The sequence below is a fragment of the Cystobacter fuscus genome, assembly GCF_044360685.1.
Classification (GTDB): Bacteria; Myxococcota; Myxococcia; order Myxococcales; family Myxococcaceae; genus Cystobacter; species Cystobacter fuscus_C.
On sequence record NZ_CP043491.1, the window covers coordinates 6,285,023 to 6,298,663 of the forward strand.

General features: G+C 68.7%; 12 protein-coding genes. 2 read left to right on the plus strand and 10 right to left on the minus strand.

Annotated features, from left to right (window positions below; all coding sequences use genetic code 11):
* Positions 1-225 carry a hypothetical protein gene (locus tag F0U63_RS25745; protein WP_395833389.1) on the plus strand — a complete coding sequence of 75 codons (225 nt, stop codon included), beginning with the start codon at positions 1-3 and terminating at the stop codon, positions 223-225.
* On the plus strand, positions 226-2,193 hold the full coding sequence (locus tag F0U63_RS25750; RefSeq protein ID WP_395833391.1) for a hypothetical protein: 1,968 nt from the start codon (positions 226-228) through the stop codon (positions 2,191-2,193).
* Between the two features lie 3 nt (positions 2,194-2,196).
* Here the strand turns inward: F0U63_RS25750 and F0U63_RS25755 are convergent, their stop codons facing one another.
* The 10 genes from F0U63_RS25755 to F0U63_RS25800 are packed head-to-tail and all read right to left on the minus strand — an operon-like array spanning position 2,197 to position 13,637.
* On the minus strand, positions 2,197-2,712 hold the full coding sequence (locus F0U63_RS25755) for a hypothetical protein (protein ID WP_002629962.1): 516 nt from the start codon (positions 2,710-2,712) through the stop codon (positions 2,197-2,199).
* Positions 2,709-6,482, minus strand: coding sequence for a hypothetical protein (locus F0U63_RS25760; protein WP_395833393.1), 3,774 nt, complete (start codon positions 6,480-6,482; stop codon positions 2,709-2,711). Before F0U63_RS25760 ends, F0U63_RS25755 begins: the two co-directional genes overlap by 4 nt.
* 3 nt (positions 6,483-6,485) lie before the next feature.
* A complete protein-coding gene (locus F0U63_RS25765) occupies positions 6,486-6,797 on the minus strand; it encodes a hypothetical protein (protein ID WP_395833395.1) in 312 nt (103 codons plus the stop codon).
* On the minus strand, positions 6,794-7,432 hold the full coding sequence (locus F0U63_RS25770) for a DotU family type IV/VI secretion system protein (RefSeq protein ID WP_395833397.1): 639 nt from the start codon (positions 7,430-7,432) through the stop codon (positions 6,794-6,796). Before F0U63_RS25770 ends, F0U63_RS25765 begins: the two co-directional genes overlap by 4 nt.
* Positions 7,429-9,078 (minus strand): type VI secretion system baseplate subunit TssF, encoded by a 1,650-nt coding sequence (locus tag F0U63_RS25775; RefSeq protein WP_395833399.1) that lies wholly within the window; start codon positions 9,076-9,078, stop codon positions 7,429-7,431. Before F0U63_RS25775 ends, F0U63_RS25770 begins: the two co-directional genes overlap by 4 nt.
* A gap of 7 nt (positions 9,079-9,085) precedes the next feature.
* On the minus strand, positions 9,086-9,688 hold the full coding sequence (locus F0U63_RS25780) for a hypothetical protein (protein ID WP_395833401.1): 603 nt from the start codon (positions 9,686-9,688) through the stop codon (positions 9,086-9,088).
* Positions 9,689-9,732: 44 nt separating this feature from the next.
* The gene (locus F0U63_RS25785; RefSeq protein WP_395833403.1) at positions 9,733-11,382 is read right to left on the minus strand and encodes a hypothetical protein; all 1,650 of its coding nucleotides are present in this window, start codon (positions 11,380-11,382) and stop codon (positions 9,733-9,735) included.
* Positions 11,379-11,774, minus strand: coding sequence for a GPW/gp25 family protein (locus tag F0U63_RS25790; protein ID WP_395833405.1), 396 nt, complete (start codon positions 11,772-11,774; stop codon positions 11,379-11,381). The genes F0U63_RS25785 and F0U63_RS25790 overlap by 4 nt, the downstream gene beginning before the upstream one ends.
* Position 11,775: 1 nt before the next feature.
* Positions 11,776-13,032: a type VI secretion system baseplate subunit TssK gene (tssK, locus tag F0U63_RS25795; RefSeq protein WP_395833407.1), complete on the minus strand. Its 1,257-nt coding sequence runs from the start codon at positions 13,030-13,032 to the stop codon at positions 11,776-11,778.
* A 26-nt stretch (positions 13,033-13,058) separates the two neighbouring features.
* Positions 13,059-13,637, minus strand: coding sequence for a hypothetical protein (locus F0U63_RS25800; protein WP_395833409.1), 579 nt, complete (start codon positions 13,635-13,637; stop codon positions 13,059-13,061).
* Positions 13,638-13,641 lie beyond the last annotated feature (4 nt).

Here is a 13,641-nt window from a genome sequence, read left to right on the forward strand (position 1 = left end):
ATGCGGGAACTGAGCGCGAAACTCGCGGAACTTCGCGGACAACTGGAGTCCTTCAGCACGGGCGCGACGGCCCGCCTGACGCCCCTGCGCGGCGGCGTGGACTCGTTGTCGGGCAAGCTGGCGCAGACCCTGGCCACCCTGCGGCCCGAGGTGTCCACGGTGGACGGCTCGCTGACGGGGAAGATCGAATCGTTGGACGCCGAGCTGGCGGACCTGGAGCCCTGAGTGAAGGCGCTGTGGACGCGGTTCGACCAGACGGCGGAAGAGGTCCAGGGCCTGCGCACGCGGCTCGACGGCTCCGGGGAGCGCGTGCGCAACTCGGTGAAGGAGCTCACCCCCTCCGTCTCCTCCCGCTGTGACGCCCTGCAAGAGCAGGTGAAGGGCTCGCGGGACTCCTTCGCCCAGCAGCTCGAGTCGCTGAGCCAGGACACGGCCAGACGTCGCGAGACGCTCTTGAGCGAGGGCACGGCGCGCCTCCAGCAACGCAAGGAGGAGGTGCGTGCCCGGACCGCCCGGAGCGAGCCGGAGCGCGTGAAGGAGCTGGAGGCGCTCGAGGCCCGGGAGAAGCAGCTCCAGGAGTTGCTGAGCACGACGGGCGGCGAGACGGATGCGCACCTGCGGGGGGCCCACTCCCAGCTCACGGCCACGGCGGACTCGGTGTTCGGCCAGGTGTCGCGCACGCGTGAGGCCACGGACGGAGAGGTCCAGCGGTTGCTCGCCGCGCTCGAGGCGGTGCTCGGCCCGGCCCTGCTGGCCCTGGAGCAGCTTCACACCCAGGTCCAGTCCACGGGCGAGTCCTCGAAGGCCAACGCCAAACGTCAGGTGGAGCAGCTGCGCTCCGGACTCCAGCCGCTGCGCACCCAGGTGCAGGGCACCACCCAGTCGACGGAGCAGGCACTCCAGACGCTGGAGACCACCCTCGGCGCCACCCTGCTCGCTGGCGGTCAGCAGCTCGGGCAGCTGCTCGACACGCTGGATGCGTCACTGGGCGGGCCGGTGCGCTCGCTGAGCCAGCAGCTCGAGGCGGTGGAGAAGTTCCTCGAGCAGGTGGGCGGGCAGCTCGACGCGCTCATCACCCAGGGAGTTGGCGCCATCGACACGCTGATGAGCACGGCGCTCACCACCCTCGACTCCATCCAGGCGCCGGTGCGCCAGACGATCGACTCCGCCTTCGCGGTGCTCGACGGACTGACGAACACGCTCAACCAACTGGAGAAGCAGCTCCAGGCCCTCTTCACCGCCCTGCCCGAGAAGCTCGAGCAACTCCAGACGCTGTTCAAGACGCTGGTGGGCACGCTGGAGTCCCTGCTGTCCCGGGCGGTGCAGATGCTGGAGGCCATCCCCGCCGCGGATCTCCCCAAGCCGCTGGTGGATCCCGCCGTCCAGGCCATCAAACAGGTGGTGACGCAGATCTCCACCCAGCTCGGCACCCTCACCCAACAGGTGGGCCAGCAGATGACCACGGTGCAGGATCAGGTCATCTCCCAGGTGGAGCAGGTCCAGACGCAGGCGGTGCAACAGGTGCAGACGATGCAGGAGCAGATCCTGCAGCAGATCCAATCCCTGACCGAGTCGGTGCAGAGCGGCATCGATCAGGCCGTCACCCAGGCCGGGCAGCTGGTGGCGCAGGTGACGCAGCAGATCGGCACCGCGCGCGACCAGGTGGCCCAACAGGTGGAGGCGATGAAGGCCCAGGCGGCCTCGCGCGTGGAGTCGCTCCAGGCGCAGGTGAGCCAGCAGCTCGCCACGCTTCAGCAGGCGCTCGAGGACGGCGTCCAGGCGGCGGCCAACCAGGTGGCGGCGGTGGAGGCCCAGCTCGAGCAGCAGCTCGCCGCCGCCCAGCAGCAGGTGCGCTCCGGCCTGGACGCGCTCGGTGGCACGGTGGACGCGGCGCTCGCCCAGGCACGCGAGGGACTCGAGCGCCTCAAGGCCGGAGTGACAGCGCAGGTGGAGCAGGTGCTCGCCGCCTTCACCCAGCAAGCCGGGAGCCTGGGAGATCCCGCGGCCCAACGGCTCGACGGAATGCTGGGCCAGGTGGACTCGACGAAGGAGCGGCTCCTCGTGCCACTGGACACGCTGGAGGCCTCGCTGCGTGACAAGAACCCCTTCGCGCCGGTGGTGGAGCAGGCCCGCGGTCAGGTGGACTCGGTGATGGGGAAGACCGAGGCCCGGGTGCGCGAGCTGACGGGCTGAGCGCTACTTGCCGCCGAGCTTGGGGGCTTCTGGCGGTTTGACTTCCGGCGCCTTGGGGGCTTCCGGCGGTTTGACTTCCGGCGCCTTGGGGGCCTCCGGAGGCTCATCCAGGGAGGGCCCCTGGGGAATGGTGTCGCGCAGGATGCGGCTCGTGGCCAGCTCCACGTCCACCGCGCTCGCCAGGGGCGGGCTGAGCAGCACCTGCCAGTTGCCGTCCGGCGCGGTGAAGAGGAAGGAGAGCGCCACCGAGCCCTCCTTGGGCGCCTTCACCTGGAAGCGCTGGATGGTGCCCGGGTAGATGACGGCCGTCTGCAACACGGTGGTGTCCGGAACGCCCACGCGCGCGGCGACCTCCGAGTACGCCTCGTTGGCGTACTGCTTGGGATCCACCTGCCGCACGAGCATGTACAGGGGCCGGCCCATGTTGGTGCCCACGGGCGACTTCACGGCGATGTTGATCTGACTCGGCCCACAGGCGCCCAGCACGAGCGCCAAGAGGCCCAGGGCGGCGCGCCTCATCGCGGCACTTCCCGGAACGGCACCCAGGGGTCGCCCTTGAGGCCGAAGCTGATGTCCACTCCCCGCTTGTTCACGTTGTTCCCCTGCAAGACCAGGCTCCACTGGCGGCGCTGATCGGTCGTCACCAGGGCTTCCTCGAAGAGGCGGAAGCAGCTCCAGATAGAGCGATTCCAGGGCAGGGACAAGAACTTGGGATCATCGCGCGAGGGCGAGCGCAGCTCCAACACGATGGAGGACACCTGCTGATCCCACCAGTTGAGCGGGAAGTCCTGCCAGGAGGGGCTCTGGTTGAAGCCGTAGGCGGTCGTCTTGCCGCACTTGAGCGAGGACATGGTGACGAACACCCCCGGCATGGGCGGGGGCGGCAGGGGTTGGGGCTGCACCTTGAGCATGAGCGGCCGGGGGCGGCCCTCGTCGTCCCACAGCAGCTTGGACAGCCGCGCCACCTGGCTGAGGGTGGGCAGGAGCGACTCGGGCAGTTGCAGCTTGTCACGCAGGGTGCCGCGCAGCGCCCATTGGGTGCCCCGCTCCACGCACACGCCCGAGTACACCTGCTCCACGAAGTGCCAGAAGGCGCCATCCTTGCGGCGCAGCACCTCGAGCTCGCTCGGATCCACGTCCTCCTTGGCGTCGGGGTTGAAGGGGTAGCGCGTGAGCAGGGGCCGCAGCATGCGCGACGAGGCTTCTTCCCACTCCCGCGCCAGCGTGCCCTCCAGCTCCTCCTTGCCCAGCTTCTGCACCCGCAGGAAGGGCTCCAGGAAGGGCTGGCGCAACTCGCCGGTGATGCCCTGGGAGTCCAGCCAGGCCTGGGCCTTGCGCAGGTAGGAGCTCTCCTCCTCGAGCAGCATGGCGAGGGCGACCTTCTCCAGCGGGCTGATCATCTCCGACAACTGGGCGTCGGCCGGGGTGCCCTCCGCGGACGCCTCGTCCTTGTTGGGGGCCGGCGCGTCCTTGGCGGCCGCGTCCTTGGCGCTCTTGGCCTTGGAGCCGGCATCCAGCTCGTCGCGCATCTGCGCCACGAGCGCCTGATAGGGGGCGAGCGCGGCGTAGAAGCCGCTCTTGTCGGCCACCATGAGCTGGACGACGGGGCGGAAGGGCGCCACGGCGTTGCGCAGCGGCTCGTAGTAGGGCCCCTCGAGGGGATCCAGGTTGGCCCGTTCGGCCACCTCGCGCAGCATGTCCACCTGGCCGGAGGAGGGCTGGGACAGCCGCCCCAGCTCGTCGATGAGCTGCTTGCGCGGGACGTTGAAGCGGTACTGGTCCACGGTGTGGAACAGGCCGTCGCGGTAGCCCAGGGAGAAGGAATTCACGCGCTTCTGCACGTACTGGGAGCGCCGGGCGGCCTCGTCCGTGGGAAGCTGGGCGTTCTTGATGCGCTGGGTGAAGTCATCCACCAGGGGCTTCAAGTCGGTCTCGAAGGCGGTGCGGCTGAGCACCATCATCCCCGGGCGCACGGCGGCCTGGGCGTTGACGGTGAGCTGGCCATTGGCCTCCTGGGTGTCGAGCTCCTTCTGGAGCAGCTCCCGGGAGAGCTTCTCGGGAACGAACTCGAAGGACTCCTGGAGCAGCTCGATGCGGTAGGGGCCCTTGTTGTTGCCGGGCAGCCAGAGCCCATCCCGGGTGAGCAGCTCCGAGGCGCCCATCTTGCGCACCGCGAGCAGCCCCGAGTACGCGTCGTCCTCCATGCGCAGCACCGCCGCGAGCGCCTCGCGGTTGTTGCGCAACCACTCGAGCACGTCCACGGTGGTCTCGATGCCCTGGAAGTAGCGCGTGTTGACCTGCACCTTGGAGGCGTCGAACAGGTTGAGCAGCGTGGGCAGGGACGCGTAGACGTCCAGGTCGGCCAGCTGCGCGAGCAGCCGCTCGCGCTCGTCGCGGTGCAGATCGAACTCGGCGATGCCCCGGGGGCCGGCTTCCAGGGAGCGGCGCAGGAGGCGCAGGTGATCCAACCAGGGCTTGAGCTGGCTCTCGAACGTGATCCGCTCGGTGAAGGGCCAGCAGGACCAGACCTCCTCGGTGTTGGACAGCTGCACCGTGGTGTCGCGGCGGCACGGCGGCGTGCGCTCCCAGGGCTCGTCACTGGCGAGGATGTAGGTGGCGATGAGTGGCTCGCTCAAGTCGAGCGCGGAGATCCACGTGCGGTGGGACGCCCCGGAGAGCGTGTCCGGCGCGGCGGACTTGGAGTCGAACCGGCGCGAGCCCTTCTGGAGGTTGGACATCACGAACGTGCCCAGGCCGTCTCCATTCGAGGCGTGGAGGGTGGCCAGCAGATACACGACCTGCTCGGGGCGGCACGCCTGGGGCTGCTTGCGGCAGCGCTCGAGCGCGGGCCGCAGGTGGATCTCGCGGATGCCGCTGGCCAGGCGCTGGCGCAGCTCCAGTGTCTCATCGGGGAAGCTGGTCTCCAGGGGCGGCCACCAGCGCTCGGCGCGCTTGAGATGCAGCAGCGCCTCGGCGGCCTTGTTGACCTGCACCTCGACGACCTCTCCCCTGCCCTCCAGCCCCTGCTCGCGCAGCTGCGTCACCGTCTCCTCGAGCACGGTCACTTCGTCCTGGACGTCGTCCAGCAACATGTAGAAGTTGGCGTAGGCGGCCAGCACGGGCAGACAGCACACCGCGGCGATGACCGCGGCGCGGTGCAGGTGGGTGCGCAGGTACAGCTTGCGCATCGAGTCGTTGGTGCCCTCGGCGGCCACCACGGACAGCGTGCCACTGGCGCGCGCCTCGGGGGTCAGGGAGGACAGGTAGACGCGCGAGAGCAGCGGCTTGAACGAGAGGGTATCGCCCTCGAGCAGCGCGGTGACGAAGCGGCCCAGTCCCGAGAACGAGCGCCCGCCTTGCGAGTAGAAGCGCTCGAGCCGCTCGAAGGCGTCCACGGGCAGCGACGTGAGGCCCAGGGCCAGGTATTGCTCCTGGCTGCGCAAGAGCGAGGACAGCCCGTCCTCCTCGCCCTGCTTGGGGATGTCGAAGGCGAGCGCCACGCCGTGCGCCTTGAGCAGCCGGGCGAAGTCCTCGAAGCCCTCCAGGCCGTCCATGTTCGTCAGACACAGGCGCGTCTCCACCGGACCGCGGCTCGCCTCGGACATGAGGTTGAGCTTGCCGCGCAACAGCTGGGCGAAGCGCCGCTGCTCGTCGGGCGGGGTATCCGACAGCCAGCGCACGTCCAGGACGATGACGGCCAGCCCCTGCTGGCGGTGGCTGAAGCACTTGCGCCACATGCGCCGCAGGGCCGTCCGGGCCGACAGCGTCTCGTCCTCGAGCAGCGGGGCCGACACCTCGTGCACCACGCAGTCCGGGCCCAGGTACATCTGCAGCAGCGGATCCGACGTGTAGCTGGGCAGGTACTGGCGGGCCTGGCGCTGCCAGTCCACGTCCAGACCGATGAGCTTCGTCTTGCCACTGCCCGCCGGGCCGAACACCACCACGGTGGGCAGATCCACCACGGCGGCGCGATGGGCGAGCGGCAGCCCATTGAGGAAGGTGCCGCGCACCTGCACCAGGCGCTGGGCGGCCATGGGCGGAGGCCCACTGGAGGCCGGGGCGGCCACGCGCCGGGCGCGCCACCACTTCACCAGCATCCACCCGACGAACACGGCGAGCGCCAGGCCCAACAGCAACAGCAGCCAGGGCACGTACGGGCTCACCGCGTGCCAGAACTTCTGGAACGCGGTCTCGGTCTCGGCGATCGACTTCGCCCCCGCCTCCATCGCCTTGGCTGGATCCGCCGCGCTCAATGACTCCGACACGACCACGTTCAGCAGCCACCCCACGGCTTACCCCCCTCCGCTGACCGCGGTGGGACCAGGACGTCCCGAGCGTACAGCCAGCTGGAGCGCCTCCAGCACATCTTCCAATTCATTCAACGCACCCAGGAGCTTCTCCTGCCGGCTCTCCTGCTCCTTGGGGGCGAGGCGCGTGCCCCCCGACTCCGGATAGAGCGCGTTCACGTCCGAGCGCACCTGGACGAGCAGCGGCTCCACCGCCGCGTCGAGCGAACCCAGCTCGGCGCGGATGGCCTGCTCGAGCTGGACCAGTTGAGCCCGGGCCCCCCCAGGCTGCGTCTTCTTCTGCGCCTCGTCCTTCATCTCGACAACCACCAGAGCAAGACCGGGAGTGTCACCACCACGGCTCCGGACACGAGGTAGTAGCGCAACGGGAAGGCGTGGACGAGGGGGGCCTGTCCGACGGCTGGAGGGGGAGCGGGCACGGCCTCGGGTTTGGGGATCCGCGCCGCCAGCCGCTCCTTGTACTCGCGCAGCCGCGCCGTGTTGCCCGCGTAGCGGCCCTCGAAGCCGGCGGTGAGGCAGAAGTGCAACAGCTCGAACACCAGGGGCGGCGCCACCCGGAGCGCGAGCTTCTCGTCGGCCAGCTCGTAGAAGTGGTCGCCGCCCGAATCAATGCCATACAGCCGGTGCTGGAGCAGGGGCCACTGTGCCTGCTCGGAGTCCGCCAGCCGGCGCAGCACCCGTTCGTCCGTCAGGTAGACGAAGGGCCGCAGTCCCTCGGTGATTTCCTCTTCCCGGTAGGCCCCGCCCAACGCCTGCTGGAGACCATTGACCTCCGCCAGCAGTTGCTGCTGGACGAGCGCCAGCCCCTGGGCGCCGACGCGCACCTGGGGACGCGGCTCACCGTCGGCGGGCTCCGCCGGCAGGGATTGATCCAGGAGCAGACGCACCTGCCGGTAGGTCTGGAGGACGATCTGCCAATGCTCGAGTTTCATGAAGAGGTCTTCACCGGGAAGGCACCCGCCCCCGCGATCGACGAGCGTAGCACCACGGACGCCTCGCCATTCCAGGCTTCCAGCAGACGTTGGATCTGCTCGAGGAAGCACGCCACGAGGGGTTCGGCGCTGGAATCGAACGGCTCCAGGACCATTTCGTAGACGTGGAGCAGGCCCGAGCCGCGCAGGGCTCCATCCGGAGCCACCGTGGCCTTGAGCTCGCGCACCCAGGGCAGGACACGGTTGAAGGGCTCGTCGACGGGAGTGCCCAGGTAGTTGAGCAACGCGGCCAGCTCGTTGCGGTCCAGGGTCGACTTGACCTTCCACGCGAGCAGGCGGGTCAACCCCGCCACGTCCTGGCGCAGCGTGCTGTCGCGGTGGGCCTCGAGCCGGCCCACCAGCCGCCAATCGAGCCCATCCACGTGCCGGCCCGGAATGGAGACGCTGATGCGGCCGACGGCCTCGGTGATGAAGTCGGGCTGGTGCCAGAGGGCTTCCACCAACAGCTTCTGGGGCTCGGTGAAGGCCTGGGGCAGGGACACGAGCAGACTGTGACGCGGACGCATTTCGGCGTCCAGGGACTCATCCAGCTCGTAACTCGGCCCCTCGCCCGGGAGGAAGGCGGGCCGCATGGGCACGCGTCCCGAGCGGCCCAGGGTGAACACGCCGGTGACCGAGTGCAGCCGGAGCGCCTTGCCGGCCGACATGCCCCGGATGGGGAACTCGGAGCGGGTGCCATCGGCGACGAGCGGCTGGGCGGGCTCGGCCTTGAGGTTCTCCACCGGCACGATGAAGGGCACGAGGAAGTCCGGGTGGGTCGAGCGGCCCACGGACCAGGACTTGTCCAGGTCCAGGCACAGGCTGAAGCGGCTCCACTCCTTGCGGTGCGAGGGCACGGCGACGTGGAGGAAGAGCCCCTGCTCGGGCATCTGGAAGAAGGCGCGCACGCGGTGCAGCGGGTGCTCGTAGCTGCCCGCGTCGTCCAGCTCGGCCGGAGGCTCGCCGAGGGAGAACTCACACGGCAGGCCCTGGGAGGTCTCGCTCGCGTGGGCGTCGTAGACCACCGACACCTGCTTGAGGTGCTGGCGCAGCGCGTGGAAGACGGCGAGCGAGGGGCGGTACTCGTCCAGGTGGCGCACGTGCAGGCTGAACATGCCCACGGGATCTCTCCGGGCGAAGCTGGACTCGAAGCGCAGGATGAGCCGGTAGCGTCCATCCGCCAGCCGCACCACGTCCGTGCCCGCGGGGGCGATGGGGAGGATGCGCAGGTTGCGCCGGGTGCGGAAGCTGCCGGGCGCGCCATGGGCGGGGGACAGACGCAGCTCGGTGCCCCGGGCCAGCGTCACCGTCTCCGTCATCTTGTCCCCCGGCAGCGCCTGCACCATGGCCACCGCGGGCAGGGGCTGGAGCAGGAAGTCGAAGAAGGCGGAGAAGAGCCGCAGCCAGGTGGAGCGCACGTTGTGCTGCGTGGCCGCGCGCGTCTGCACGGAGAAGAAGGCCATGGACTCCACGAGGCGCCGCACGTGCGGATCCTCCCGGTCCAGGGGCACCGTGGGGTAGGCGGTCAGGAAACGCTGCCGGAAGCGCTCGAGCGCATCCAGCTCATTGAGATACTCCAGGTAGATCCGGTCCGACGAGTCACTCACCGCCACCTCACCCCAGCTTCACGAGCGCACCACCCACGGTGGTCATCGAACCCTTGAGTTCCGCGAGCCCGGAGGACTCCAGGCCGAGCTTGCCCTGACCGGCCACCTTGGTCATGGGCGCGGACAGCTCCGCCTGGGCCTTGCCGGACATCTTCAGGTTGACGCCCTCCACGGTGTTGTCTCCCGCCGAGGCCGTCAGGTTTGTCTGCATGCCCTTGAGATCGAGCTTGGACGTGGCCTCCACGGTGACGTTGGTGTTGGAGGACAGCTTGGCGTCCTGGGCCGCGCTCTGGGTGAGCTTGGCCTTGGTGTCCAGCGTCATGTCCTTGGTGCTCTCCACCTTGAGGATGTCCTGGCTGGCCCAGCTCGAGGCCTTGGCGGACTTGAGGGTGAGCGTGCCGGTGGCGTCGACGGTGAAGTCCTTGCAGGTGATGGTGACGCTGTCCTGCTTCTGCACGACGGTGCTCGTCTCCTCGTTCCCCTGCACCTTGAGGGTGATGCTCGTGCCATCCATCACCACCGTCTGGGTGATCTTCCCGTCGGCGTTCTCCACCTTCACGGTGACGCCCTTTTCCTTGTCCAACTCGACGGTGCAGACAAGCTTGCCCATGATCGACCCTCACCGGTGGGAGGCGCGAGGGCCCCCCTCCCTCTTCACGACGGCTCTTCTTTCACCTGGATGAGCAGCGTACCTTCGTTCAGCTGGATCTTCTGGGTGTCCTTGTCATGGGTGCGCTGCATGAGGAACACGGGTTTGTCCTCCGTGTAGTAGTGCTTGAGCGCGGTGCCATTCTCGGGCGTCTTGCCCACGAGCAGTTGGACGCCCTGCCCCGCCTGGGGCATGCGCGCGCCGGCGCGCCAGTCCAGGAAGCGCTTGATCCACGCGCGCTGGAAGTCGAGCCCCACGAGCACGCGCTCGCCCTTGTAGGCCGGGAAGTAGAAATGGCCGGGCAGCAGGTTGGGGTTGAAGGGCGCGGGAACGATCTGATCCTCGAAGAGCGGCAGCTTCACCTTGTAGCCCTCCACCGAGGTGTCCGGATCGGTGTAGGCCTGCCACGTCTCGTCCCCGTCCCCGCCCTGCTCGCTGACGACGAGGCCCTCGACGTAGCGCGGGTAGACCGGGGGCTGCCAGGCGGGCAGCTCCACATGGGCCTCGGTCTTGCGCTCCAGCCGGGTGCTCAGGCTCAGGGTCAGCAGGGCGTAGTCCTCGCCATACACCTCTTCCTGATCCTCGTCCGCCACCTCGCCATACAGGTGCAGGCTGCGCACGCGGAAGACCTCGTCCTTGGTCACCCCCGCGGCGCTCCAGGCATCGTTGGCGGGCAACTTCACGAGCGCGCCCGGGGCCACGGCCTTCTCGGGGAAGGAGCGCCAGGTGAGCTCCACCTCGGACTCGCGCGGCTTGAGCCGGGCCGTCTCGAGGTCCACGCGTGCCTGCACCTCGTCGGAGATGGGCGTGCACAGCAGCACGTCGTGGCGGATGCCCTGGACGGCGTGCGTGTGAGGGACGGCCTGGGTCTGGGGACTCACGGCCGTGGCGTTGAGCACCGTCACGTCGTGGCGGATGACCTCGGGCATCAGCACCTCCATGCCCGACAGGTGCAGCGCGTTCAACGTGAGCGGCGTGCCCGAGGTGTCCTTGGCGCCCGCGAACTTGTAGCCGTGCGTCGTGTAGTCGTGGGTGAACACACCCGCGTGGCCGTGCACGTACCACATCACCCAGTCGTAGAAGCTGGCTCCGTCCTGGGGCGCCAGGCCCAGGAAGAGCACGGGGTGTGACGAGCCGAGCCCCGCGTCCCAGTCATAGCTCAGGTCGATCTTCTCGCCCTTGTGCGCCTCCAGCACGTCCTTGACCGTCTTTCCGGTGTAGAGGGCCGTGGGGTGGTGCTGGCGCCACAAGAGCTGGGCGGCGTCCTGGAAGCGGATGCCATAGCGGCGATGGAGGATGAGATTGCTGTCGCCGGTGGTGATGGCGTCCTCGACGAGCGACTTGTCGGTGACGAAGCCCTTCACCTTGAGCTCCGTCGGCTCCGCGCGCGCCGAGGCCTGCGGCAGGATGGCCTTGATGCCGAGAGTGATCTCGATCAGATCCGGCTTGAGGAAGGAGGCCAGCAGGGCGTCCTTGTTCTGGCCGCCCTGGGCATGGTTGTCCATGAGCAGGAACTCCACCTCGCCCTGCAACCCCCAGCTGAACAGCTCCAGCGCCACGCGCTTGATGCTGCCCGCGATGACCTCGTGCGCCGTTCCCTCCACGGTGAGGGTCAGCGACACCGACAGCCGATCCTCGAACGTGCGCTCCATCATCGCTCCTCGTCCTCATCTACCCGCACCTGCGCGCTCACGGTATGGAAGAGCAGCCGCAGGGTGCAGGGGGCGCCCTGCAGTGTAGCGGTGAGCACGAAGTGCAGCCACAATCCCGAGTCCCGGCCGCGCAGCTTCAGCTCCACGTCCTGCAGGCGCGGCTCATGGGCCTGGATGGAGTGCAGGAGCTCGCCCGTGAGCGTCTTCATCAACTCCTGGGTGCCGTACTTCTCCGTGTAGCGCCCCAGGCCGAAGCCCTCGACGAAGTAGCCGTAGCCCTCCTTGGTGTTGAGCACGGACTCGAGGTTGAGCCGCACCCGCTCCAGCTCGCCCTGGCGGCCCGGCGCGCGCGGCGCGGCCCCGGTGAACTTGTCCAGGAAGGAGGGGCGGCTCATGTCACCCCGCCTTGCGCCAGAACAGGAAGACCTGGGTGCCCTGCAGCGCGGGGGTGATGTAGAAGGCCATGCCATTGTCGCGCACGGCGTACTGCCACTCCTCGCCCAGCGAGAGCTTGTACCAGGAGATCTCCGGACCGAAGGCGTGGGGGAAGGCGGGATGCGGCACGTGCTCCAGGGGAATTCCCCGGAGCGCCAGGCGGCGCACGGCGGGCAGGCGCGAGGGGCTCGCGAGCTTCACTCCCTCGAGGGTGGCGGGCCGGCCGGGATCCTCGTTGCGCACCAGCAGGTACAGCTCGCTCGCCACGCCCTCCTCCAGCGTGGGCAGGGGCGCGAGGACGAACTGGCCCTCGCGCGACTCGAAGGGCTTGTAGGTGAGCCGCGTGTCCTCGGGACGGAAGGCGCGGTTGAACAGCTCCATCCACCCCCACATCCCCGCGCCCGGATCATCGTGCACGTAGCTGGGCATGGAGTCGTCCGGCACCAGCTCGAGGAAGCAGCACACCTCGAAGTAGAACTGCCGCAGCGCCTCGAAGAAGCGGTACGGGTGGGGAAAGACGTCGTTGCGCATGTCGGCGCGCATCGCCTGCAGGCGGCGCACCTCGAGCAGCGTCCGGCGGGCGCTGGCGAGCCGCTCTCCGCGCTGGTAGCTGTCCAGGAGCAGCGTGCGCAACTGCCCGTGGGCCTTGTCCAGCAGGGAGTCCAGCTCCCGGAGGAACCCCTCGAGGAAGGGATTGGGCCCCACCAGCAGCAGCGGCGGCACCCGGCGCTCCGAGGGACTCCACACCCCCTCGAGGTTCTTGGAGAACGTCATCAACTCCAGCGACGAGCGGGCCCGATCCACGGCGGGCTCGGTGGACAGCAGCAGGCGCTGCAGCAGGCGCTGCACGGTGGGCGGTGCATCCGCGTAGAGCGGGACGCCCTCCGTGCCCCGCACCTCATCCATCAGGTGGAGGTACACGGTGACTTCCGCCCGGCCGGTGGCCTCGAGCGAGAACGAGGGCTCGGCGGCGTTGCCGGGCACATCCACCAGGTAGCCTCCCGGCAGGAGGGCGGTCAACGAAGGCAGGGACAGACTGCCCTCGGCCAGCAGCGCCTCGTTCCACACGAGCGAGGCAATGCCGACCTGGGGCAGCCCGGACAACTCGCCATGCAGCCGCGCCTCGGCCGAGAGTGATTCGTCCTGGGCGCGGAAGTGCTCGGGAAGGAGCGTCTGGCCAACCTGCCAGCGGACCCGCGCGAGCTTGTGACGCTGCATGTCGTGGACTCCTGGGAGGACGCGCGTCAGGCGCCCTCGGTGATGCCCCACTGCTTGACGAGGTTCTTGCCGGACGCCGTGGCGAGGTTCACCGTCTGCTCGAGCGACTGCGGCTTCACGCCGATCTGCAGGGTGAAGTTCTTGGGCGACTGCACCTCGGTGGACGGGTCATCCGCCACCGACAGGTTCAGCTCGTCCCCGTTCTTCTCCAGCAGGCCCTTGAGCACGGCGTCCACCGAGTTGGACTTGTAATACTTCTTCAGCTTCGGGTCGTACTCGTAGACCACGTACTTGATTTCCACCTCGATGTTGGACCACGAGCCGAGCAGCGCCGCGGCCAGGGTCTGCTTGTTCTCGGTGGAGATCTGCGCGGACATGTACATCGCATCCGTGGTGCCCGTCTCCCACATGTAGTGGTTGAGCACGCCCACGACCTTGTCGGCGATGGTCTTGTCCGGCTGCTCCGGATCCTTGATGGTCGCCTGATCGGCGGCGAGCGCGATGCCCCCCATCTTCAGGGACGTGATGTAGCCCACGGGCGTCTGCTTGTCCTTCTTGAAATTGAAGCCCTGGTAGACGTCCAGGGAACGAGCGAATTGAGGCATGAAC